The organism is Streptomyces sp. S.PNR 29 (assembly GCF_030386795.1).
Lineage (GTDB): Bacteria > Actinomycetota > Actinomycetes > Streptomycetales > Streptomycetaceae > Streptomyces.
Genome location: NZ_JANUQM010000004.1, coordinates 412713 through 435544, shown reverse-complemented (window position 1 = coordinate 435544; position 22832 = coordinate 412713). Strand labels below are relative to the sequence as shown.

The window sequence follows — 22832 nt, the reverse complement described above, 5'->3', positions numbered from 1 at the left end:
GGCGGAACGACGATTGGTCGATATATCGAACAGCTTGCGGCTTGTCGAACCGATCGACGCCGAAGTTAGAGTCCCTGCCGCACAGAAGTCAACGGATCGTCCGCGTCTTTCCGAGACGTGCGGCGGCCGGGACAGGCCGCGCACGGCGCGCCGACGGGAGGCGTCAGCCGAACAGACGGCGCTGGATCTCGCGCCGGTAGTCCTCCAGGGTTCGGTCGAGGTGTGCCGCGGCGGCCTGCGCCGCTTCCTCGGGGCGGCCGTCACGGATGGCCCGGTAGATCGCCTCGTGCTCCTCGATGGCCGCCTCGGTGTTCTCCCCGAACGAGTCGTGGATACCGATGGCGCTGGACTGGCGCTGCAGGCGTCGCGCGTCCCGCACGGCGCTGACGAGGAACGTGTTGTGCGAGGCCGCCGACACGGCCGCATGGAAGTCCTCGTCCGCCTGGTTGAACACGTCGATCCGGCCGTGGACGAACCCGTGCCGGCACTGCTCCATGGCGACTTCGATGGTGCGCAGCTCCGAGGGGGTGGCGCGGGTGGCCGCCAGACTACTGGCGGCCATCTCCTGGACCCTGCGGAACTCGAACAGCATCAGTACGTGATCGATGTCGACGGGGCGGAAGAAGCCTCCCCACCGGCTGGTGATGAGCATGCCTTCGTCGTCCGCGACGAACAGACCCCGCCCCTTGTGCGCCCGTACCCGACCCAGCGCCGAAAGGATCTTGACGGCTTCCCGCACCACCGCCCTGCTGGTGTCCAGCGTCTGGGCGAGGTCGATCTCCGTGGGCAGCCGGTCACCCGGCGCCAGTCGCTCCTCGGCGATGTACGCGAGGATCCGCTCCGCCACGATCTCGTACCCGGGACGGTAGTCACGCCGCCCGTCCGAGCCGCCCACCCCCGCAGGCGCGGCAGGAGATGCCTGGACCGGCAGGGCCACTTCGCTCGCTGGCGTGTCATCCATCTGCGCCGCCTTCCGGGTGACTTCAGCTCGCGCGACTGATCACGGTGGAGCCGACATCATCGTAGCGCACAGGAGATATAAGTCGTACTCATTCTCACCAAGATCCACGGTGAGGACCATGGCCATCCGAGTGCCTAAAGAGACCTTATCGGGCATAGCTGGCGCAACTGCTCGCTCGCCGCAGGAAATCAAGCGAGGGAACGTTGCACGCACCCTTGACGTACCACTTGATAAGGCGGCTAATTTCTTCCACGCCGATCGCAGCACAGCCGCCTCTTCCCTCTCCGTCGCCCTTCCGGGCTGACCCAGCGTCGTCCCGGCTCGCGCCACTCGCCCACCCGCTCGCGCCGCCTGCCCCATCTGCTCAGGGCACCCGCACACCCAGTGGAGTCACTCATGACCGTCGACCAGTCCTCGTCCAGCCCGAAGAGAGCCCTCGGCAGGAAGCGAGCGGCATCGCTGGCCGGGTGCGCGGTCACGGTGCTGCTGACCGTGACGGCCTGTGGCGGCGGCACCGCCGGTACGACCACGAAGGACGGCTTCGCCCAAGTGCCGCAGAAGGAGGGCACGTTGACCGTCTGGGTGGATGCGACCCGCTTGGAGGCCGCGAAGCTGTACAAGGAGCAGCATCCGGACGTGGAGATGGACATCGTCAGCTACGACGGCAACGCCAACGGCTCGAACTACCTGCAGACCAAGGTGCAGTTGTTCAACCGGACCAAGAAGGGCTGGCCGGACGTCGTCTTCAGTTCGCAGAACAACGAGGTGACCTGGGCGGTGGACGCGGGCTTCGCCGCGCCGCTCAACAAGGGTCTGATCCCCTCGGACTTGCTGGGGAAGTTCGCGAGCGGGGCCAACGATGTCTGCACGGTCGACGGCACCGTCTACTGTCTGCGCAACGATCTCTCCCAGGTGGTGCTGTGGTACAACGCGCCGCTGTTGAAGAAGTTCGGCTACGCGGTGCCGAAGACGTGGGAGGAGTACCAGAAGCTCGGCGAGAAGGTGGCCGAGGAGCATCCGGGCTATCTCGTGGGCGACGCGGGTGACTCCTTCACCCCCGAGATCTATCTGTGGGCGAGCAAGTGTGGCGCCAATGACATCACAGGCCCGAAGGCCGTGTCGGTGAACACCACCAGCGAGGCCTGCACGAAGATGGCCGAGCTCATGGACGTACTGATCAAGAACAAGTCCATGTCCATCAGCGGGGTCTTCAGCACCGACTTCGCCAAGAACAACGCGGACAGGATCCTGCTCATGCCGGGCCCGGCCTGGTTCGGCGGAGCGGTGTTCAAGGACACCCTCAAGACCCCGGCCGGGCAGATCGCGGCGGCGCCCATCCCTCAGTGGGAGGGCGAGACCGCACCCGCCACCGGCAACGTCGGCGGCGGTACCTGGCTGGTGTCCCAGCACTCCGCCCACCTCGAGGCCGCGACCGACTTCCTGAAGTGGGTCACCACCGACAACGCCTATCAGGGCGAGAAGGCACCGGGCTTCCCGGCCTACGCGCCGGCGGCCGAGGCGTGGCTCAAGGGACAGGACGCTTCGGGCTACTTCGCCAGTGACCTGACCGTGCTCAAGGACGCCTCCTCCCAGGTCTGGCCCGGCTGGGGCTCGGGCAAGTTCAGCCAGGAGGCGATCTGGGCCGCCACCGTCAAGCCCGGCCTGACCGAGGGCAAGTCCATCGTCTCGATGCTGCCGGCCTGGCAGGACGCGATCGTCAAGCACGCCCAGGCCAACGGATACAAGGTCTCCCAGTGACCGCCCTCGGCCACTTCTCCTCCGGATCCGCCGGCCGGCCCTCTCGCGGCACCGGCCGGCAGAGCCGGGCCGGCATCGCCTTCGTCTCCGGCTATGTGCTCCTGCTTGTCGCCTTCGGCATCCTGCCGACCGGATACGCGATCTACTTCGCGTTCACCGACGCGGGAGGGTCGTTCACCGGCTTCTCCAACTTCGTCACCACGGCCCAGGACTTCCGCTTCATGGACGCCGTGGGCCATGTCGCGCTGTACCTGCTGTTCTGGCTGGTCTCCCTCGTGGTGTTCGTGGTGGTCCTGGCGCTGCTGCTGCACCGCCTCGCCTCGGGCGCCCTCAGCAAGTCCCTGCGCTTCCTCTTCTACATCCCCGGAGCGCTCGCCGGCGCCGCGAGCGTGCTGGTGTGGCTGTTCATGCTCGACCCGACCGTGAGCCCGGTCAGTTCACTGCTCGGCATGCTGGGGTTCGACACATTCGGTGAGGTGATCGCGCCGGGCCATCTGCCGGTCCTGTTCACGATCATCGCGTTCTGGACCGGCGCCGGCGGCTGGATCGTCGTCATGTACGGGGCACTCAACAACATCCCCACGGACGTGATGGAGGCCGCTCGTATCGATGGCGCGGGCGCCTGGCAGACCGCCTGGCACATCCAGATCCCGATGCTGCGCAAGTGGATCGTGTACATGGTGATCCTGGCCTTCGCGGGCGGCGCCCAGCTCTTCGTCGAACCGCAGCTGCTCTCCCTCGCGAGCGTGGGCACGGCAGGCCGCGACTATTCGCTGAACCAGCTGACGTACGACTTCGCCTTCCAGCTGAACAACATCAACGGCGCCGCCGCCGTCTCGGTGGAACTCCTGGTCGTCAGCGTGTCGGCAGCCGCCCTCTTCGTCGCACGATCGGGGTTCTTCGATGCCGACTAGTTCCCCGCGCCGCCTCGTGCCCCGTCTGCTGACCGGCTCCGTCCTGCTCGTCTTCCTGGTGTTCTTCGTGCTGCCGGTGCTGTGGCTCGTCCTCGCGGCGACCAAGACCGATCAGCAACTCGTCCACGGCAGCCCGCTCTCCTTCGGCTCCTGGCACACCCTCAGGGCCAACTGGGACGCCCTCACCGCTTTCCAGGACAACGCCGTCCTGCAGTGGCTCGGCAACTCGACGTTGTACGCCCTGATCTCGCTGGTCATCACGCTCTGCGTGGCCATCCCGGCGGGATACGCCCTGGCCATGACCGAGTTCCGCGGACGGCACACCCTGCTCGTCTCGACCCTGGTCGTGATGCTCATGCCGACCGCCACGCTGGTGGTGCCGCTGTTCCTGGAGATCAACGCGGTGCAGCTGATCGGCACGATGTGGTCGATCATCCTGCCGTACGCGTTCTACCCATTCGGCGTGTACCTGACGTACATCTACTTCACCACCGCCGTGCCCAAGGATCTCCTTGCCGCGGCACGGATCGACGGCTGCTCGGAGTTCGGCGTCTTCCGGCACATCGCGCTGCCGCTGGCGACCCCGGTCGTCGCGCTCGTCGGCTTCTTCAGCTTCGTCGCCAACTGGACCAACTACTTCCTGCCGTACGTGATGCTCCCCGAGAACGATCAGATGCCCATCCAGGTGGGGGTCGGGACCCTGCTCAGCAATGTGCCGTCCTTCAATCCGGCCGTCGGCACCCTCGCGATCGAGCGGCCGCAGCTGGCCCTGGCGACGCTCGTGGCCATCACACCAGTACTGATCGTCTTCCTCTTCGCCCAGCGTTTCCTGGTCAGCGGGATGCTCGCCGGCGCCACCAAGGAGTAGGCCCCGGCCTGCGCTCCCGACCCTGATGCCCGATCGGGCGTCGTCCGCCCGACCGTCGTCCCCGGCGGGCGCACCCCGCCACCCCCGAACGGAGCTCCGTCCCATGCCCTTCACTTCTTCCGGCCCCACCTCGGGTGGGGACACCCCGGTCTCCGGGCAGCCGGCCACGCCACCCGAGATCGAGGCGGGGGTGCCGGTGCTCGAACCGCCCGGCTGGGCCGTGTCGCAGCGTGCGCTGTTCGACCTGCTCGACCACGCCTGGCGGCGCTTCGCCCGCGACTTCACCGGCCCCGACGGACGGCTGAACTACACCGGCCGGCTGACCACCCGCGACGGTGCGGACGACTTCTACGAGGTGTTCTTCAACTGGCCCCAGCTGTACCTCCTCGGCGGCGCGGACGATCTGCTGCCCGCCGGCGAGAAGCACTGGGAGGGCGTGACCCGGCAGCTCACCGAACTCGGCATGCTGCACGACGAGTTCGAGCGCGGCTACGACTGGTTCCACCAGGGCGAGAGCCTGCTGCTGCTCTACTTCCTGTGCATGGCCGCCCCCGGCCGCTGGTCCGAGCGCGCCCTGCGTTTCGCCGAGCTGTACGTCGACCCGGCCAAGGGCAACTACGACCCCGAGCACCGTGTCATCACCCGCCCGCACAACGGCAGCGACCCCGACCGCACGGGCCTGTTCGACGGCGACGTGTACCCCTGGCTGCCGAAGGAAGCGGAGACGTACGGCTTCCCGCTGGAGTGGATCCCCGAGGCGGAGGGCGGCCCGTACCCGCTCTCCGCGGATCCGCGGCTCGGCGCGCAGATGCGGGACCGGATGGGTGTCGGCGACACCGCGGTCAACCTGGCCGCGGCTGGGCTGGTCCTCAACGCGTGGATCCTGTCGGGCGAGGACCGCTACCGCGACTGGATCGTCGAGTACGTGGGCGCGTGGCGCGAGCGCACCCGTGCCAACGGTGGCCTCGTCCCGGACAACGCGGGGCCGGACGGTGTCGTGGGCAGCCTGCTGGAGGGCCGCTGGTACGGCGGCCACTACGGCTGGTCCTGGCCGCACGGCTGGCACAGTGTGGGTCACGCGGCCTGTGTGGCGGCGCTCGCGGCGGCGACGGTCACCGGGGACGACGACTACCTCTCCATGGTCGCGACCTCGCTCGACACCCTCATCGGTCACGCCAAGGTGATGCCCCACACCGAGGCGGACTCCAGCCTCCCCTCGAAGTGGGTGGTCGAACTCGGCCCCGACATCCACACCCCGACACCGCACCTTCCGTTCCGGCACAACGACTCGGGCTGGTTCGACTACAACCCGCTCACCCCGCCCGTGCCGGTGGCCCTGTGGCACCACACGGCCTCCGACGCAGACCGCACCCGGCTGGAGCGGCTGCGCGAGGCCGACGGCATCGACTGGCGTACCGTGCGGCCGTTCCGGGCCAAGGAGGAGTCCGGGCACGAGAAGGCGTGGTTCGCGTTCCTCGCCGGCGACGACCCCGGCTACCCCGAGCGCATCCTCGCCACCGCCCAGGCCCAGGTCCGCCACCGCCTGCGGCGCATCGACCGCTACCGCGACCTGGACGTGCCCGAGGCCGACATCCACGTCTGGCAGCAGTCCAACCCCGTCGTCACCGAAGCCCTCGTCCAGCTGACCTGGGGCGGCCCCCAGGTGCTCTACAACGGCGGCCTGCAGCAGGCCCGGCTGCGCTACCACGACGCCGAGGCCCGCCGCGCCGGTCTGCCGCCGGAGGTCGCCGCGCTGGTCACCTCCATCGACCCGGAGGCGACCACCGTCGAACTGGTGAACCTCTCCCCCGAGACCGAGCGCACGGTGATCGTCCAGGCCGGCGCCTTCGCCGAGCACACCATCACGGCCGTCCGGTACACGACCTGCCGGGACGACGGCTGGATCGGCGACATGTACGACTACGGCCACACCGAGCCGGTCGTCACCGAGGCGGAGCAGGACTGCGCCGGCGCCTTCCTGACCGTACGGCTGCCCGCGTCCACCCGTATCCGGCTCACCCTGCGCCTCCAGCTGCGCTCCCGCACCCCCAGCTACCGCACCCCGTTCGACACCCCGGCGGGCCCTCCCTCCCAGGGCACGGAAGGAGAACGCGCATGAAGCGCATCGCGCAGACCATCAGGCTCCGCCCCGAGCACCGGGAGGAGTACCTGCGACTCCACGCGGCGGTCTGGCCCGGCGTGGAAGCCGCCCTGCACCGGGCGCACATCCGCAACTACAGCATCTTCCTCCACGGCGACGTGCTGTTCGCCTTCCTCGAGTACCACGGCGACGACTTCGAGGCCGACATGGCCGTCCTGGAAGCCGACGCCGAGACCCGGGAGTGGTGGAAGCTCACCGACCCCTGCCAGGAGCCCTGGCCCGACCGGGGCGACTCCCGCCAGTGGACGGAACTGACCGAGATCTGGCACCTCGGCCCGCCCGGCGAGGACGCCACCGTCTGACGCGGACCGCGCCGGACCGACCCGACTTGGAACCCGCCATGACCTCCGCCCCCGCCCCCGTTCTCATCGACGCGCACCACCATCTGTGGGACCTCGACCAGCGTCCGCAGCCCTGGCTCGACGACCCCGACCTGACGTCGATCCGCCGCACCTTCACCCCCGACGACCTGCGCTCCACCGCGACCCGCCCCGTCGCGGGCCGTCACCTGAACGGCACGGTGGCCGTGCAGTGCGTGCCGGAGGTGCCCGAGACGGAGGACCTGCTCGCCCTCGCGGAGCGGGAGCCGCTGATCGAGGCGGTGGTCGGCTGGGCGGACCTCACATCGCCTGCGATCGGCGAGACGCTCGACCGACTGCTCGCCGGACCGGGCGGCACCCATCTGCGTTCCCTGCGCCACCTCGTCCAGGGCGAGACGGACCCGGCCTGGCTGCAACGCCCCGATGTCGAACGAGGGTTGGCGGCGGCCAGGGACCGCGGGCTCTCCTACGACGTCCTGGTCCGAAGCCACCAGTTCGACCAGGCGATCCGGCTGGCCGAACGCTTCCCCGACCTGCCCCAGGTGCTGAACCACGCGGGCAAGCCGGACATCGCCGGGCGCGAACTCGCCAAGTGGCGAGAGCAGGTGCGCCGGCTGGCCGCGCACGAGCACGTGGTCTGCAAGCTGTCGGGACTCATCACCGAGGCCGACCACGACAGTTGGACCACCTCCGACATCCGCCCGGTCTGGGACGTCCTGCTCACGTCCTTCGGCCCGGACCGGCTGATGTTCGGCTCCGACTGGCCGGTCGCCAACCTCGCGGGCGGCTGGAACCGCTGGGCCGCCACCGTGGACGAACTGCTCACCGACTGCGCGGAGAGCGAGATCCACGCGCTCCTCGCCGGCACCGCGACCGCCTTCTACCGCCTCTCCGCCCGCGGCTGACGTACGGCGCTCGTGCCGAGAGGACTTTGGAGAACACGATGACACTCGCCGTCCACTACACGGCCGCCCGCACCCTGGACACCGCTCCCGCACCGAGCGTGGAGCCGGGCCCCGGCGAGGTGGAGCTGGCCCCCGCCTACGTCGGTATCTGCGGCACCGACCTGCACATCTTCCACGGCGACATGGACGCCCGGGTGGCCGCGCCCGCCGTCCTCGGGCACGAGATGTCCGGCCGGATCGTCGGGGTCGGCCCCGAAGTGGAAGGCTGGCAGGTCGGGGACGCGGTGACCGTGCCTCAGGGTGCGGGGGCGGCTGTGCCTGGTCGCCATCCACCCCCGGCCCCGCGAGGTGAACCTGCACCGCTTCTTCTGGCGCGAGCTCACCCTCGTCGGCGCCCGCCTGTACGACCGCTCCGACGTCGAGAAGGCCGTCGCCCTGGTCGCCGACGGCACCATCCCCGCCGACCGGCTGATCAGCAAGGTCGGTTCCCTCACCCAGGCACCCGCCGCGTTCGAGGCGCTGGAGGGCGGCGGCGACGTGATGAAGATCCTCCTCGACTGCACCGACAACACCACCGGCCACGACGACAGCGACCACGCCCACGGAGACACCGCATGACCCCCTTCGACCTCACCGGGAAACTCGCCGTCGTCACCGGGGCCCGCCGCGGTATCGGCCGGGCCATGGCCCGCGCCCTCGCCGCCGCCGGAGCCGACATCATCGGAGTGAGCGCCTCCCTGGAGGAGTCCGGCAGCGACGTGGGCCGCACCTTCGAAGCCATCCGCGCCGACTTCGCCGACCCCGACGCCGTCCGCGCCCTCGGCGCCGACCTCGCCGGACGCGAACGCCCCGTGGACCTCCTCGTCAACAACGCGGGCACCATCCGCCGTGCCCCGGCCGCCCGGCACAGCGACGCCGACTGGGAGTTGGTGCTCCAGGTCAACCTCAACGCCCAGTTCACCCTCACCCGCGCCGTCGGCACCACCATGGTGGCCCGCGGCCACGGCAAGGGCATCTTCACCGCCTCCCTGCTCAGCCACCAGGGCGGCATCACCGTCCCCGGCCACACCGCCGCCGAACACGGCATCACCGGACTCACCAAAGGCCTCGCCAACGCATGGGCACCACACGGCGTCAACGTCAACGCCATCGCCCCCGGCTACATCGCCACCGACAACACCCGGGCCCTGCGCGAGGACCCCGCCCGCAACAACGCCATCCTCGACCGCATCCCCGCCGGACGCTGGGGCGACCCCGACGACCTCGCGGGCGCCACCGTCTTCCTCGCCTCCGACGCCGCCGCCTACATCCACGGCACCACCCTGCCCGTAGACGGCGGATGGCTCGGCCGATGAGCGCCGGCCTCGGCTCCGCGCCGGTCCACGTCCACGAGGGGGACGTCATGCGACGCCGGAGCGTCGCCCGCACGTCCGTCGAACTCACCGCCCTCGGGTTCGGCGCGTCCGTGATCGGCAACCTGTACCGCACCACCTCGGCGGCCGACGCGTCGGCCGCCGTGGACGCGGCCTGGGACGCGGGCATCCGGTACTTCGACACCGCGCCGCACTACGGCCTCGGGCTCTCCGAACAGCGCCTCGGGGCGGCCCTGCGGCAGCGTCCTCGGGACGAGTACGTCGTCTCCTCCAAGGTGGGCCGGCTCCTCGTCCCCAACGAGCGTCCCCAGGGCGTCGACAGTGAGGGCTTCGTCGTCCGGGACGACCTGCGCCGGCAGTGGGACTTCAGCCGGGACGGCGTGCTCCGCTCGATCGAGGACTCCCTGCGCCGTACCCGCCTCGACCGGCTCGACATCGTCTACGTGCACGACCCCGACGACCACTGGCGGCAGGCCGCCGACGAGGCCCTGCCCGCTCTGGCGGAGCTGCGCGACCAAGGGGTCGTGGGGGCCATCGGCGCCGGCATGAACCAGTCGGCCATGCTCGCCCGTTTCCTGCGGGAGACGGCCGCCGACGTCGTCATGCTCGCCGGGCGCTACACCCTCCTCGACCAGTCGGCGCTGGACGACGTGCTGCCCGCAGCGCGGGAAGCGGGCAAGAGCGTCGTCGCGGTCGGTGTCTTCAACTCCGGGCTGCTCTCGCGTCCACGGCCCGCCGAAGACATGAAGTACGACTACCAGGACGCTCCCCGGGAGCTGGTCGCCCGCGCACGGGCGATCGCGGAGGTCTGCGAGGAGCACGGCACCAGCCTTCCCGCCGCCGCCATCGCCTTCCCGACCACCCATCCCAGCACCGTCAACGTCACGCTGGGCATGCGCGACCGCGCACAGGTGACGCAGAACGTGGCACTCCAGCGGAGCGCCGTACCCCGGGCGCTCTGGGACGACCTCCGCGACCGGGGGCTGATCAGGCAGGACGTCCCCACCACCGCCGGTGGTGTCCCCTGATGCCGCTGAGGGGCACGCGCGCCCCACGTCCAGTCGCCCCTCGACCGACCCGACCGATTACCCGGGCCACGCCGCGTCCGTCGTGAGGGAAGCACGTACCCCTGCCGCCACTGAAATGTCTCCCCGCCCGCGAAATCGCACCGACAACACCGCCGGAGCCGCCGCATGAACGCTTTCCCGACCGACCGATCCAGCAGGAGGGGCAGACGATGAAGCCCTTCCCCTCCACCGTCCGCATGCTGTCGGCCGTGCTGGCGATGGCCCTCTCCGCGACGCCGCTGATCTCCCTCACGCTGTCGACCCCGGCCTCGGCCGCGACCCAGGCGACGTACTACGTCGCCCCCGACGGCAACGACGCCAACGCCGGGACCATCTCCGCGCCGTTCAAGACCCTGCGGCACGCGCGGGACGTCGTACGCACCGTCAATGACGACATGACCGGCGACATCAACGTCTATCTGCGCGGCGGCAACTACCCCGTGAGCAGCACCATCGACTTCACGTCGGCCGACTCCGGGACGAACGGCCACCGTGTCGTCTACGCCGCCTACCCCGGCGAGAAGCCGGTGCTGAACGGTGGGGTCCCGGTGACCGGCTGGACACAGCACAGCGGGAACATCTGGAAGGCGTCGCTGGACCGCGACGACAAGCTCCGCGCGCTCTACGTCAACGGCAAGCGCGCCGAGATGGCCTCGAAGACGATCAACTCGGCCGGATGCTACGGGACCTACACCGTCACGGCCGGCCAGGCTCCCTGGGCCTGGGAGTCGGGGTCGCAGTGCGACGGATCCAAGTACAGCCTCTCCGACCTGCCTGCCGTCGCCGCCAACCAGGACGACGTCGAGATCAGGTCGGCCACGACCTGGACCACGGCCATCGTGGGCGTCCGGCAGATCACCACGAGCTCGGACGGTGCCAACCGCGTGGCCCTGTTCCAGCAGCCGGGTGCGGCCATCGCCCAGGCACCGCCGTACGGCCCGTTCAAAGCCGGCGGCAGTCATACGTTCATGAACGCGTACGAGTTCCTTGACCAGCCGGGCGAGTTCTACTTCGACAAGACGAATCACGCGCTGTACTACTACAAGTCCAGCTCCGAGGACATGACCACGGCGAAGGTCGTCGCGCCGAACAACGTGTCCACCCTCCTCAAGATCGCCGGCACGTCGACCACCGACCACGCGCGGAACATCACGTTCTCCGGGCTCACGGTCGAGCACTCCGACTGGGGCCTGGTCAATGTCGCGGGCTCCGTCTTCCGGCAGGGAACGCAGGGCAACGCCAGCTCGAACGTGTACGCGAGGAAGAACTTCCACGCCTACACCTACCGCAACGTCGACCTGCCGCCGGGCATCATCCAGATCGAGAACGCCGACGGTATCGTCCTGCGGCGCAACACGGTGCAGCACACGGGCGCCGACGGAATCAACATGGTCAACGACGTGCAGGACTCGGAGCTGACCGGCAACGTCACGAATGACATAGCCGGCTCCGCGATCACCGTGGGGCACCCCCAGCACGTGTACATCGGGGACCACACCTCGACCAACAACGAGAAGTACCCGGTGAACGTCGAGGGGGTCTGCAAGAACATCTCGATCACGAACAACTACCTGTACGACAGCGCGGTGTTGTTCCAGGGCTCCAGCCCCGTGTCGGCGTACTTCGTGGACTCCCTGTCCGTTGAGCACAACCGGATCGAGAAGTCCCCGTGGGCGGGCATCACCCTCGGCTGGGGTTGGTGGAACTTCGACGGTTCGACGAACTCGATCCGCCCGGGAGTGCCGACCACCACGGCGAAGAACAACACCATCCGCTACAACCAGATCGTCGACACGATGCAGGTCCTCGGCGACTCCGCCCCCATCTACACCCTGGGTAGTCAGCCGGGAACCGAGATCAGCGACAACTACGTCCAGGGCGTTCCGGCCGGCCACAAGTACGGTCTGCACCCCGACGAGGGCTCCGCCTACATCACCTATCACGACAACGTGTTCGACGTGGACAAGGACCTCACGTCCACCATCCACTCCGGCACGTGGGGCCGCCAGCACGACCTGAACATCACCGACACCTACGGCACCGTCAACAAGATCTTCAGCAAGAGCGTCCCGGGCAGCACCATCCAGGACGTGCGCGCGTATGCGGACAACGTGTGGCCGTCACCGGCGTACGCCGTCGCCGTGGGCTCCGGCCCGCAGGACGCCTACAAGGACATCGTCCCGCAGAACCGGGTCGCGCTCCAGGACTACGCCCTGCCCGCGAGCACGTTCACCGGCAAGGGCGTGTCGTCCCTCCCCGTCCGCAGCATCGGTGACGCGACCAGGACTCTCTGGCTGGCTCCCTCCGGTACGACGACGTTCGCCGTCGGCCCCACCATGACGAAGGCAGCCGGCACCGCGACGACCATCACGGTCCCGCCGACGGTCGGCGACTACCGCCTCTACGTCGTGGACGCCCAGGGGAACGCCTCGCCCGCGTCGAAGTCGCTCGTACGGCAGCGCTGGGCCTACGTCGACGACAAGGACTCCCTCGTCACCTACTCCTCAGGCTGGTCGAACTGGAACGACTCGCAGGACTTCAAGGGGTCCGAGAGGTTCACCAGCAGGGCGGGCGACTACGCCCAGTACTCGTTCACCGGGTCGGCCATTCGGTATATCGGCATGAAGCAGCCGAACATGGGCAAGGTCGACGTCTACATCGACGGCACCCTGGCACAGGCGGGCATCGACGCGTACGCCCCGACCGTGACGAAGCAGGTGGTGCTGTTCGAGAAGACGGACCTCGCCGCGGGACCCCACACGATCAAGGTCGTGTGCACCGGCACGAAGAACGCGTCGGCCTCCAGCACGGTCTGCGCACTGGACGCGTTCGCTTCCATCGCCTTCCCCGCGAAGAACGCGTTCTACAAGGTGCTCAACAAGAACAGCGGCAAGGCGATCGACGTCTCGGGCGGATCGACCTCCGCCGGGGCGAACGTCATCCAGTGGAACGACACCGGGGCACAGAACCAGCGCTGGCGGTGGGTCGCGGTGGGTGACGGCAGCTACGAAATCGTCAACCAGAACAGCGGTCTGCTGCTGGACGTCACCGACGGATCGGGGGCGGACGGCGCGACCATCGTCCAGCGGGCCGACGACAACGGTGCGAGCCAGCACTGGACGCTGGTCGCCGACGGAAACGGCTACTACAAGATCAAGAATGTGAACAGCGGCAAGCTGCTCACGGTGTCCAACTCGACGGCGGGCACGCAGCTCGTACAGACGACGGACACGAACGCCGACAGCCAGCTGTGGCGGGCGGTGAACGTCGACTGATGCCCCAGCCACCGCGACCCGCGGCGTGCGGTGCGCCGGCGGGTCCCGGGCCGTTGGTGGACGCCGTCGTCACGGCACCTCCTCGGGTTCACGGTCTGTCGGCCCCAGTCGATCACGACCGTCCCCGGGTCACCAGCGAGCCCGGCGGCCGGGCGGCGGTTCAACCGTCAGAGGCCCTCGGGAGGGGGTGACGGCGGCAGGGCGACGCCCGCGGCCACCAGGGTGGACAGGACCACCTGGTCGCGGCCGCCGCCGTCCGCGGTGTCGGCGAGCATGTAACACGGCACGAACGTGATCATCGCGACGCGACGAAGCCGAAGACCACCGAGGCCAGGACGGCCGTCCGCGGCGCCCTGCGGCCGGTGGTGCGGGCGAACAGGGCCAGCGCGTCGCCGCGGATCGTACCGCTGGAGCGTTCCTCGATTTACTTGGACAGACTCCTGGTATGGGCACAGTCCCGGAATAGATGTTTCTGCTGCGCGGAATTGCTGGCACATGCCGTCGCTTGGTCCTATCGATCTGCGCCGTACTCGCGGCACCTCGCTCAGGCGGTCCTGCGAAGGAGCGCCAGATACATCGCGTCCGTGCCGTGCAGATGCGGCCACAGCTGCACGTCCGGCCCCTCCCCCAGATCCGGCACACCGGGCAGCAGCGGCCGTACGTCGATGAGGTCGGCCTCGGGGTGCTGCTTGATGACGTCGGCCACCACGGCCCGGGTCTCGGCGAGGTGCGGCGAGCAGGTCGCGTAGCCCACGACTCCGCCGACCCGTACGGACTTCAGGGCGCTGGCCAGCAGGCCGCGCTGCAGCGGGGCGAAGGAGTCCAGGTCGTCGGGGCGGCGCCGCCAGCGCGCCTCGGGGCGGCGGCGCAGGGCCCCGAGCCCGGTGCAGGGCACGTCCACCAGGACCCGGTCGAAGCTGCCGGGACGCCATGCCGGGCGCGTCCCGTCGGCGGTGATCACCTGATACGGCCCGGGGTTGCCGTCCAGCGCCCTGGCCACGAGCCCGGCCCGGTGCGGCTGCTTCTCGGCGGCGACCAGCGCGGCCCCCCGCTGCGCGGCGAGCGCCCCGAGCAGCGCGGCCTTGCCGCCGGGCCCCGCGCACCCGTCCAGCCACCGCCGGTCGGGCCCGTCCAGCGGCGCGTTGGCGAGAGCGAGGGCGACGAGCTGACTGCCCTCGTCCTGCACACCCGCACGGCCCTCCCGTACGGCCCCGATGGCACCCGGCTCGCCCCCCTCGGTCAACCGCACGGCATACGGCGACCAGCGTCCCGGCACGGCGGCCTCCTCGCCGAGGAGTTCCTCGGTCGTGGCCCGCCCGGGACGCGCGACCAGCGTCACCTCGGGCCGCTCGTTGTCGGCCCGCAGCAGTTCCTCGATCCCGGCACGTCCGCCGCCGAGCGAGTCCCACAGGGCGGAGACGACCCAGCGCGGATGCGAGTGCACGACGGCGAGATGGTCCTCGGGATCGTCGTCGTAGGGCGGCGCGACCCGCTCCAGCCATCCGTCCAGATCGTCCTGCGCGACCTTCCGCAGCACGGCGTTGACGAACTTGGCCCGTCCGTCGCCGAGCACGACACGCGCCAGCTCGACGGTGGCGGACACGGCGGCGTGGGACGGGATCCGCGTCCCGAGCAGCTGGTGCGCCCCGAGGCTCAGTACGTCCAGGACGGGCGGGTCGACCTCGCGCAGCGGCCGGTCCACGCAGGACGCGATGATCGCGTCGTACGTCCCCTGCCGCCGCAGCGTCCCGTACACCAGCTCCGTCGCGAGCGCCGCGTCCCGGGCGTCGAACTTCTCGGGTCCCTCCTTCTCCCGCGCCTTGCGCAGCAGCGGGGGCAGCACGAGGTTGGCGTACGCGTCCCGCTCGTCCACCGCCCGCAGCGCGTCGAAGGCGAGGATGCGGACGGGGTCCTTCTTGGGCCGACGGTAGGGCTTGCCGGGTTTGCGGGGCCGACGGGAGGTGTCGCTCACGAAAAAGGTGCTCCGGGTGTGGTGAAGTGCGCGTGAAGTGCGCCTCCCAGCCTACGTCGCCCGCTCAGGCACCGTGGTCAGGCCCCGAGGGTCTCCGCGGCGGCGATACGCACCCCGCGCGCCCAGTCCGCCGCCCGCATCGGCTTCTTGCCCTGGGCCTGCACCCACAGCAGCTCGACGGCGTACGAACCGGTGCCGACGTGGACGCTGTTCTTGCCGACGGACAGCTGTCCCGGCGCCAGGTCGGTGCGCTCGGGGACGGGCTTGACCTGGATGAGCTTGAGCCGTTCGCCGCGGAACGTGGTCCAGGCGCCGGGCGCCGGTGTGCACCCGCGCACGACCCGGTCGACGCGCAGAGCCGGGGCGGCCCAGTCGACCCGGGCGTCCTCGACGGTGATCTTCGGGGCGACGGTGACGCCCTCGCTCGGCTGCGGTACGGCCTTCAGGGTGCCGTCCTCGATGCCGTCCATGGTCGCGGCGAGCAGCCCGGCGCCGGCGAACGCGAGCCGGGTCAGCAGGTCGCCGCTGGTGTCGGTGGGCCGGATGGTCTCGGTGACGGTGCCGTAGACGGGACCGGAGTCGAGCCCTTCCTCGATGAGGAAGGTCGAGGCGCCCGTGATCTCGTCGCCCGCCAGGATGGAGTGCTGCACGGGCGCGGCCCCGCGCCAGGCCGGCAGCAGCGAGAAGTGCAGGTTCACCCAGCCGTGGGCGGGGATGTCGAGGGCCACCCTGGGCAGCAGGGCGCCGTAGGCGACGACGGGGCAGCAGTCGGGGGCGATCGCCCTGAGCCGCTCCAAGAACTCCGGGTCCCTCGGCTTGACGGGCTTCAGCACCTCGATCCCGGCCTCCTCGGCCCGCTCCGCCACGGGAGACGCGACCAGCCTGCGCCCGCGCCCGGCCGGCGCGTCCGGCCGCGTGACGACGGCGGCCACCTCGTGCCGCCCGGAGGCGATCAGAGCGTCCAGAGCGGGAACGGCGACCTCGGGGGTACCGGCGAAGACGAGCTTCATGGGTGGGCACGGGCCTCTCGGGCGGGGTTGTGCGGGCAACGCACAAGTCTATGGGGGCGAGGCCCGCAGGATCCCATGGCCCACGGGCGGAGAGCCGGCCCGGGGCCGAGGGCGGGCCCAGGCGCGAACCCCACCCAGGGGCGTACGAAAATATCCTCACGCCCCCGATGCGTGACCCACGGAGCCAATCGGCGTTGGTCAAGACAGAGTTGACCACAACGGGCCGCACACGCGGCCCATTCCTTTCACGCCGGTTCGAGAGGCTTGTTCATGGCCGACCACGCAACCCACGACGCCCAGGCTCGGGCCAGCCTGCACTTGCTGGTGCGGGACATCGAGCGGGTCCGCCGGCAGGTGGACGCACTGCGCACGCTCACCGCCCAGTTGGGCAACGTCTACCGCCCGCGCCGCTCCGGCCCCTCCACGGGCTTCGTCGTCTACGGACGCGCTCCCGCCCCGACGGTCCGTCTCGCCCAGGAGCTGCGGGACAGTGTCGAGACCCTGGTCACGGCGGCCGTGGACTTCGACCGCTCACTCGGCTTCTCGTGGGACGCGGTGGGCTCCGCACTGGGAGTCACCAAGCAGGCGGTGCACCGCCGTTACGGCGCCCGCCGCGCCGCCGCCCAGGCAGCCACCGAGGCCGAGCGCAGCGCGGAGCCCACGGGCAGCAGCCGCACGGTCAACGTGGGCACCGGCATCCCCACGGTACCGACGGTTCCCGCGGCACGCTCCATGCCGACCCAGCCGACAGCGGGCAGCCCGGCCCTGCGCGAGGAGGTCAGGCCGACGGCCTTCCCCAGCCCTCGCAACGGCTGACCTCGTCCCGCCCTGCCCTCCCGGCACGCACCCGGGAGGGCGGACACCCGCACACCCCGCCCCGCTCACCGCGACGGGCTGTCTCACTCGATGAACGCGGGGCGATCCGCACCGCCTGCGCGGCCCTTCGGCGCAACAGCCGGCTCGGCCCGCAACCCGGCGCACAGACACACGCCCCGCCGCCCCGCTCACCGCGGCACACAGCCTCACCCGATGTCCGGCGGATCGATCCGCACCCGCACCACCTCGCCACTCCCCCGCGCCATCCGCGCCGCCTGCGCGGCCTTCAGCGCGGCGGCCAGTGCGGCCCCGCCGCCCGGCGGGACCCGGAGCAGCGCCCGCTCCCAGTGTTCCCCGGGTGGCGGCGCCCCCGGGCGTCTCGGGCGCCCCGCGACCGTGACGGGCAACGGCACGGGCCCCAGCACCTCGGCGTCCCGCGGCAGGTCGACCGTACGGAGGAAGTCGGCCACCGACTCCGCCGGCCCCGACACGGCCGCCATCCGCGACACCGGCGGAAACCCCAGCTCGGCGCGCTCGGTGAGTTCCCGCACGGCATGGCCGACGGGGTCCCACCGCACGAGCGCCTGCACGGGCCGCAGGGTCGGCTCGGCGACCACGACGACCGTGCCCCCCGCGCTCTGCGGCCGTACCAGCGCGCAGGCCGCGATCCAGCGCCGCAACGCGTCCTCACCGGCGCGCAGATCGGGCCGCCCGAGCATGGCCCAGCCGTCCAGCAGCAACGCCGCCGCATAGCCGCCCTCGGCGACAGGCTCGGCCCCCGGTGTGCTCACCACCAGCGCGGGCGCCCCCGGCACCGTGTCGAGCACATGCTCACGCCCCGAGGTCCGCACCGGGACGGCGGGGAACGCGCGCCCCAGCTCCTCGGCCGTCCGCCGCGCCCCCACGACCTGCGCCCGCAACCGGAACGATCCGCACTCCGGGCAGTGCCGGCCACCTTCCTCACGCCCGCACCACGCGCACCGCAACGCGGCCTGGGACTCCTGCGCCTCCAGGGGCCCTGAGCAGTGCCGACACCGCGCGGGCGCCCGGCAGTCGGCGCACGCCATCCGCGGCACGTACCCCCGCCGGGGCACCTGCACGAGCACCGGCCCGTGCCGCAGCCCGTCCCTGACGACCTGCCAGGCGAGGGTCGGCAGCCGGGCGGCACGGGCGGCCTCGTCCCGTGCCAGTTCCCCGTCGCCGACGGTCCGTACGAGAGGCGCGGCGGCCCGCACCCGCTCACGCGCGGCGACGAGCGGCCGGGCCCAGCCGCTCTCCACCAGCTGCGCCGCCTCCACGGTGCAGCTCCAACCCCCCAGCAGGAAGCCGCACTTGTCCTGGGCCGCCCGCAGCAGCAGCACCTCGCGCGCATGCGGTTGGGGCGCATGCTGCTCGCTGTGACTGTCGTCGCCGTCGTCCCAGAGGGCGACCAGCCCCAGATCCTGGACGGGGGCGAACATCACGGCCCGCGTCCCGATGACGGCCCGTACGGACCCCCGCCGCACCGCCAGCCACTGCGCGTACCGCCTCTCGGGCCCGGCGTCGGCGGTGAGCACCGCATGCCGCCCCTCGCCCAGCAGGGAGGTCAGGGCGGCGTCGACCCGCGCGGCCGCCCGCCCGTCGGGCAGCACGACGAGCGCACCGCGCCCGGAGGCCAGCGTCGCCGCCACGGCCCGCGCCAGTTCCTCACTCCACTCGGGCCCGGGCAGGGCGTTCCACACGGCCCGCGGCGCACCCCCCGAAGCGAGCGACTCGATGAACGCGGCACCCCGCTCGTACCGCCCCCAGCTCCCCGCCTCGGGAACCGCCGGCGGCGGCAGTGGCGCGGGGGACGGCCGCTGCTCGGCCCGCGCGTTGCGCGGCGGCACGGCGAGTTGCAGCACATCGGCGAGGCTGCCCGCGTACCGGTCGGCGACGGCTCGGGCCAGTCCCAGCAGTTCCTCGCTCAGCACCCGCTCCGGCGAGACGACCTGGGCCAGCGCGGCCAGGGGCCCGGAGTAGTCGGACTCGGCGAGCCGCTCGACGAGGAACCCGTCGATCAGTCCCCCGCCCTCGCGCCGCCCTTCCCGCACGCGATGACGTCCGGCCCCGAACCGCACCCGCACCCGCACGCCCGGCTGTGCGTCGGCGTCCAGCTCCTCGGGGACGGCGTAGTCGAAATACCGGTCGAGGTGGAGCACGCCCTTGTCGACGAGCACCCGTGCGACGGGCCGTTCCTTGGCGAGGGCGGCGCCCCGCCAGGTCCGTGGCTTGGCCCGCGGCGTCTTCGCCTTCCGCACGCTCTCCCGGATGAACGCGAGCTGCTCGGGCGGCGCACCCTCCGCGCCGCCGCCCGTCTGTTCGTTCTCGCTGCTCACGCTTGCATTCTTACCAAACGCCACTGACAACCGACGGCGTCCGAGTTCCCTGCCGGCGACGGCTCGACTCTGCCTTGGACCACTCGGCCACACCGGCCGGTCGTACCCGGCCGGCGGCGGGATTCGAACCCGCGGGGGCTTCGCAGGCCCCGAAGTATCCGTCGCCTTCGCACCGGACGCCCCGGCGCTGCTCTCCCGAGATCGAGGCGGCAGCGGTTACGCGATCCCAGATTCACCGCACGCACGAGGCGCGCTCCACTGAAGTATCCGCGGCCTGCGCACCGGGAGATCACCAGCGTACGGACCCCGTCGTACGGCCCGCGAGCCGTTTTCCAGGGGGCGCCGGACTCACCGAGACCCGGCGCCCCCGAAGGGTGCCGGGCCTCGCGCGGTCACGTACGGCTTACAGCCCCGCGGCCTGCCGCAGCGCGTCCACGCGGTCCGTACGCTCCCAGGTGAACTCGGGAAGCTCGCGGCCGAAGTGGCCGTACGCCGCGGTCTGGGAGTAGATCGGACGGAGCAGGTCGAGGTCGCGGATGATGGCGGCCGGACGGAGGTCGAAGACCTCGTCGATCGCCTTCTCGATCTTCTCGGTGTCGATCTTGGCGGTGCCGAAGGTCTCCACGAAGAGACCGACCGGCTCGGCCTTGCCGATGGCGTAGGCGACCTGGACCTCGCAGCGGGAGGCGAGACCCGCGGCGACGACGTTCTTGGCGACCCAGCGCATCGCGTACGCCGCCGAGCGGTCCACCTTGGACGGGTCCTTGCCGGAGAAGGCGCCACCACCGTGGCGGGCCATGCCGCCGTAAGTGTCGATGATGATCTTGCGGCCGGTCAGGCCGGCGTCGCCCATCGGGCCGCCGATCTCGAAGCGGCCGGTCGGGTTGACCAGCAGGCGGTAGCCCTCGGTGTCGAGCTTGATGCCTTCGTCCAGAAGCGCCTTCAGCTCCGCCTCCACGACGAACTCGCGGATGTCGGGGGCCAGAAGCGAGTCCAGGTCGATGTCGCTCGCGTGCTGGGAGGAGACGACGACCGTGTCCAGGCGGACCGCCTTGTCGCCGTCGTACTCGATGGTGACCTGCGTCTTGCCGTCGGGGCGCAGGTAGGGGATCGTGCCGTTCTTGCGCACGTCCGACAGGCGCTTCGACAGACGGTGGGCCAGGAAGATCGGCAGCGGCATCAGCGTCGGCGTCTCGTCCGTCGCGTAGCCGAACATCAGGCCCTGGTCGCCGGCACCCTGCTTGTCCAGTTCGTCGTCGTCGCCCTCGACGCGGGACTCGTACGCCGTGTCGACGCCCTGCGCGATGTCCGGGGACTGCGAGCCGATCGACACCGACACGCCGCAGGAGGCGCCGTCGAAGCCCTTCTTGGAGGAGTCGTAACCGATCTCCAGGATCTTGCTGCGGACCAGCGTCGCGATGTCCGCGTAGGTCTTGGTGGTGACCTCACCGGCCACATGCACGAGGCCGGTCGTGATCAGCGTTTCGACGGCGACGCGGGAGCTCGGGTCCTCGCGGAGCAGCGCGTCGAGAATGGTGTCACTGATCTGGTCAGCGATCTTGTCGGGGTGACCTTCGGTCACGGACTCCGAGGTGAACAGACGACGGGACACAACGCTCCCTGGGGTTGCAGCGGCTGCTGGCTGATCATTGGTGGACGACACGGGGAGCTGCACCCGGCGTCGTCCGAGAACAGTTTATCGGTCGACCTTGGTCACGGCCCCACCCGTCTCGCCTCTCGGAAGCGCTGTGACCTGCGGCACAGGCATTCTGCCCAATGTCGAGCAGCATTGGCCAGGGGCGCCACGCCTGAATGTGCGGGACAGGAGCGTTCCGTGAAAGGAATGAGACCTCAGCCGAGCCGTCCCGCCACCAGGTCCCAGACAGTTTCGGCCAGGGCCTCCTTCGGGCCGTGCGGGACCGGGATCTCGCTGCCGTCGGCGCCCAGCACCAGGGCCTCGTTCTCCTCGGAACCGAACGTCTTTCGCTCCCCCACCTCGTTGACCACGAGGAAGTCGCACCCCTTGCGCTTCAGCTTGGCACGGCCGTTGGCCAGCACGTCGTCCGTCTCGGCGGCGAAGCCGACGATCACCTGGCCGGGGCGGACGCGGTCGGCCGAGATCTCCGCGAGGATGTCCGGATTCCGCACCAGGGCGACGGGCTCGGGGTCCTGGTTGTCCCGCTTCTTTATCTTCCCGGCCGCGTAGGCCGCCGGGCGGAAGTCCGCGACCGCCGCGGCCATGACCACCGCGTCGGCGTCGGCGGCCGCCTTCAGCACCGCCTCACGCAACTGCACGGCCGTCTCCACCGGAACGACGTCCACACCCGCCGGGTCCGGCAGGGCCGTGTTCGCCGCGATCAGCGTGACGCGGGCGCCCCGCGCGGCGGCGGTGCGGGCGAGGGCGTAGCCCTGCTTGCCCGAGGAACGGTTGCCGAGGAAGCGGACCGGGTCGAGGGGCTCGCGGGTGCCGCCGGCGCTGACGACGACATGCCGCCCCTTCAGGTCCGGCTCGGTCACGCCCCGTGCGAGTACGCGGCGGCAGACCTCGAAGATCTCCGCCGGATCGGGCAGCCGGCCCTTGCCCGTGTCGACGCCCGTGAGGCGGCCGACGGCGGGTTCGATGACGAGGGCGCCCCGGCGGCGCAGCGTCGCCACGTTCTCCTGGGTGGCGGGGTGCTCCCACATCTCGGTGTGCATGGCGGGGGCGAAGACGACCGGGCAGCGGGCGGTGAGCAGGGTGTTGGTGAGGAGGTCGTCGGCGAGGCCGTGGGCCGCCCTGGCGAGCGTGTCCGCCGTGGCCGGGGCGACGACGACCAGGTCGGCATGCTGTCCGATGCGGACGTGCGGGACCTCGTGGACGTTGTCCCAGACCTCGGTCGAGACCGGGTTGCCGGAGAGCGCGGACCAGGTGGCGGCGCCGACGAAGTGCAGCGCGGAGGCGGTGGGGACGACGCGGACGTCGTGTCCCGATTCCGTCAGTCTGCGCAGCAGCTCACACGCCTTGTACGCGGCGATGCCGCCGCTGACCCCCAGAACGACCTTCGGCTTGTCCACCGTCTCTCCCCGGACCTCGGC

General features: G+C 70.8%; 16 protein-coding genes and 2 pseudogenes. 11 read left to right on the top strand and 7 right to left on the bottom strand.

The annotated features are described in order from the left end of the window. Positions 1–163 precede the first annotated feature (163 nt). A complete protein-coding gene (locus NW895_RS14470) occupies positions 164–961 on the bottom strand; it encodes an FCD domain-containing protein (protein ID WP_289935901.1) in 798 nt (265 codons plus the stop codon). Between the two features lie 396 nt (positions 962–1357). Here NW895_RS14470 and NW895_RS14465 point away from each other — a divergent pair, with 396 nt between their 5' ends. From NW895_RS14465 to NW895_RS14420, 10 genes and pseudogenes are all read left to right on the top strand, one after another. Continuing rightward, positions 1358–2719 carry an extracellular solute-binding protein gene (locus tag NW895_RS14465; protein WP_289935899.1) on the top strand — a complete coding sequence of 454 codons (1362 nt, stop codon included), beginning with the start codon at positions 1358–1360 and terminating at the stop codon, positions 2717–2719. Beyond that, entirely contained in the window at positions 2716–3633 is a 918-nt protein-coding gene (locus NW895_RS14460) for a sugar ABC transporter permease (RefSeq protein WP_289935898.1), read from the top strand. Before NW895_RS14465 ends, NW895_RS14460 begins: the two co-directional genes overlap by 4 nt. Further along, positions 3623–4501, top strand: a complete 879-nt coding sequence (locus NW895_RS14455) for a carbohydrate ABC transporter permease (RefSeq protein WP_289935897.1) — start codon at positions 3623–3625, stop codon at positions 4499–4501. Before NW895_RS14460 ends, NW895_RS14455 begins: the two co-directional genes overlap by 11 nt. Before the next feature lie 103 nt (positions 4502–4604). Next, complete coding sequence (locus tag NW895_RS14450; RefSeq protein ID WP_289935896.1) at positions 4605–6620, top strand: hypothetical protein; 2016 nt, start codon at positions 4605–4607, stop codon at positions 6618–6620. Further along, a complete protein-coding gene (locus tag NW895_RS14445) occupies positions 6617–6964 on the top strand; it encodes an L-rhamnose mutarotase (RefSeq protein ID WP_289935895.1) in 348 nt (115 codons plus the stop codon). The genes NW895_RS14450 and NW895_RS14445 overlap by 4 nt, the downstream gene beginning before the upstream one ends. 38 nt (positions 6965–7002) lie before the next feature. Beyond that, a complete protein-coding gene (locus NW895_RS14440) occupies positions 7003–7887 on the top strand; it encodes an amidohydrolase family protein (protein WP_289935894.1) in 885 nt (294 codons plus the stop codon). 38 nt (positions 7888–7925) lie between these two features. Beyond that, positions 7926–8505: pseudogene (locus NW895_RS14435) on the top strand (alcohol dehydrogenase catalytic domain-containing protein). Next, complete coding sequence (locus tag NW895_RS14430) at positions 8502–9242, top strand: SDR family oxidoreductase (protein ID WP_289935893.1); 741 nt, start codon at positions 8502–8504, stop codon at positions 9240–9242. Before NW895_RS14435 ends, NW895_RS14430 begins: the two are co-directional and overlap by 4 nt. Positions 9243–9289: 47 nt before the next feature. Further along, positions 9290–10288 (top strand): aldo/keto reductase, encoded by a 999-nt coding sequence (locus NW895_RS14425; protein ID WP_289936020.1) that lies wholly within the window; start codon positions 9290–9292, stop codon positions 10286–10288. Positions 10289–10497: 209 nt separating this feature from the next. Beyond that, positions 10498–13602: an RICIN domain-containing protein gene (locus NW895_RS14420; RefSeq protein ID WP_289935892.1), complete on the top strand. Its 3105-nt coding sequence runs from the start codon at positions 10498–10500 to the stop codon at positions 13600–13602. A 167-nt stretch (positions 13603–13769) separates the two neighbouring features. Here NW895_RS14420 and NW895_RS14415 read toward each other — a convergent pair. The 3 genes and pseudogenes from NW895_RS14415 to fmt form a co-directional block, all read right to left on the bottom strand. Beyond that, positions 13770–13999: pseudogene (locus NW895_RS14415) on the bottom strand (hypothetical protein); the annotation flags it as partial. A 147-nt stretch (positions 14000–14146) separates the two neighbouring features. Further along, the gene (locus tag NW895_RS14410; protein ID WP_289935891.1) at positions 14147–15574 is read right to left on the bottom strand and encodes a transcription antitermination factor NusB; all 1428 of its coding nucleotides are present in this window, start codon (positions 15572–15574) and stop codon (positions 14147–14149) included. A gap of 77 nt (positions 15575–15651) precedes the next feature. Continuing rightward, positions 15652–16584 (bottom strand): methionyl-tRNA formyltransferase, encoded by a 933-nt coding sequence (fmt, locus tag NW895_RS14405; RefSeq protein WP_289935890.1) that lies wholly within the window; start codon positions 16582–16584, stop codon positions 15652–15654. A gap of 270 nt (positions 16585–16854) precedes the next feature. Between fmt and NW895_RS14400 the strand changes: the two genes are divergently transcribed. Next, a complete protein-coding gene (locus NW895_RS14400) occupies positions 16855–17400 on the top strand; it encodes a hypothetical protein (protein WP_289935889.1) in 546 nt (181 codons plus the stop codon). Positions 17401–17606: 206 nt separating this feature from the next. Here NW895_RS14400 and NW895_RS14395 read toward each other — a convergent pair whose 3' ends face one another. From NW895_RS14395 to coaBC, 3 genes are all read right to left on the bottom strand, one after another. Further along, a complete protein-coding gene (locus tag NW895_RS14395) occupies positions 17607–19757 on the bottom strand; it encodes a primosomal protein N' (protein WP_289935888.1) in 2151 nt (716 codons plus the stop codon). 403 nt (positions 19758–20160) lie between these two features. Then, positions 20161–21369 carry a methionine adenosyltransferase gene (metK, locus tag NW895_RS14390; RefSeq protein WP_289935887.1) on the bottom strand — a complete coding sequence of 403 codons (1209 nt, stop codon included), beginning with the start codon at positions 21367–21369 and terminating at the stop codon, positions 20161–20163. A 239-nt stretch (positions 21370–21608) separates the two neighbouring features. Then, a complete protein-coding gene (coaBC, locus tag NW895_RS14385; protein ID WP_289935886.1) occupies positions 21609–22811 on the bottom strand; it encodes a bifunctional phosphopantothenoylcysteine decarboxylase/phosphopantothenate--cysteine ligase CoaBC in 1203 nt (400 codons plus the stop codon). Positions 22812–22832: the final 21 nt, after the last annotated feature.

Coding starts and splice junctions, on each gene's coding strand:
- NW895_RS14470 (WP_289935901.1), bottom strand. CDS start 961: ATGGATGACACGCCAGCGAGCGAAGTGGCCCTGCCGGTCCAGGCATCT.
- fmt (WP_289935890.1), bottom strand. CDS start 16,584: ATGAAGCTCGTCTTCGCCGGTACCCCCGAGGTCGCCGTTCCCGCTCTG.
- NW895_RS14445 (WP_289935895.1), top strand. CDS start 6,617: ATGAAGCGCATCGCGCAGACCATCAGGCTCCGCCCCGAGCACCGGGAG.
- NW895_RS14455 (WP_289935897.1), top strand. CDS start 3,623: ATGCCGACTAGTTCCCCGCGCCGCCTCGTGCCCCGTCTGCTGACCGGC.
- NW895_RS14465 (WP_289935899.1), top strand. CDS start 1,358: ATGACCGTCGACCAGTCCTCGTCCAGCCCGAAGAGAGCCCTCGGCAGG.
- NW895_RS14450 (WP_289935896.1), top strand. CDS start 4,605: ATGCCCTTCACTTCTTCCGGCCCCACCTCGGGTGGGGACACCCCGGTC.
- NW895_RS14425 (WP_289936020.1), top strand. CDS start 9,290: ATGCGACGCCGGAGCGTCGCCCGCACGTCCGTCGAACTCACCGCCCTC.
- NW895_RS14400 (WP_289935889.1), top strand. CDS start 16,855: ATGGCCGACCACGCAACCCACGACGCCCAGGCTCGGGCCAGCCTGCAC.
- NW895_RS14430 (WP_289935893.1), top strand. CDS start 8,502: ATGACCCCCTTCGACCTCACCGGGAAACTCGCCGTCGTCACCGGGGCC.
- NW895_RS14420 (WP_289935892.1), top strand. CDS start 10,498: ATGAAGCCCTTCCCCTCCACCGTCCGCATGCTGTCGGCCGTGCTGGCG.
- NW895_RS14440 (WP_289935894.1), top strand. CDS start 7,003: ATGACCTCCGCCCCCGCCCCCGTTCTCATCGACGCGCACCACCATCTG.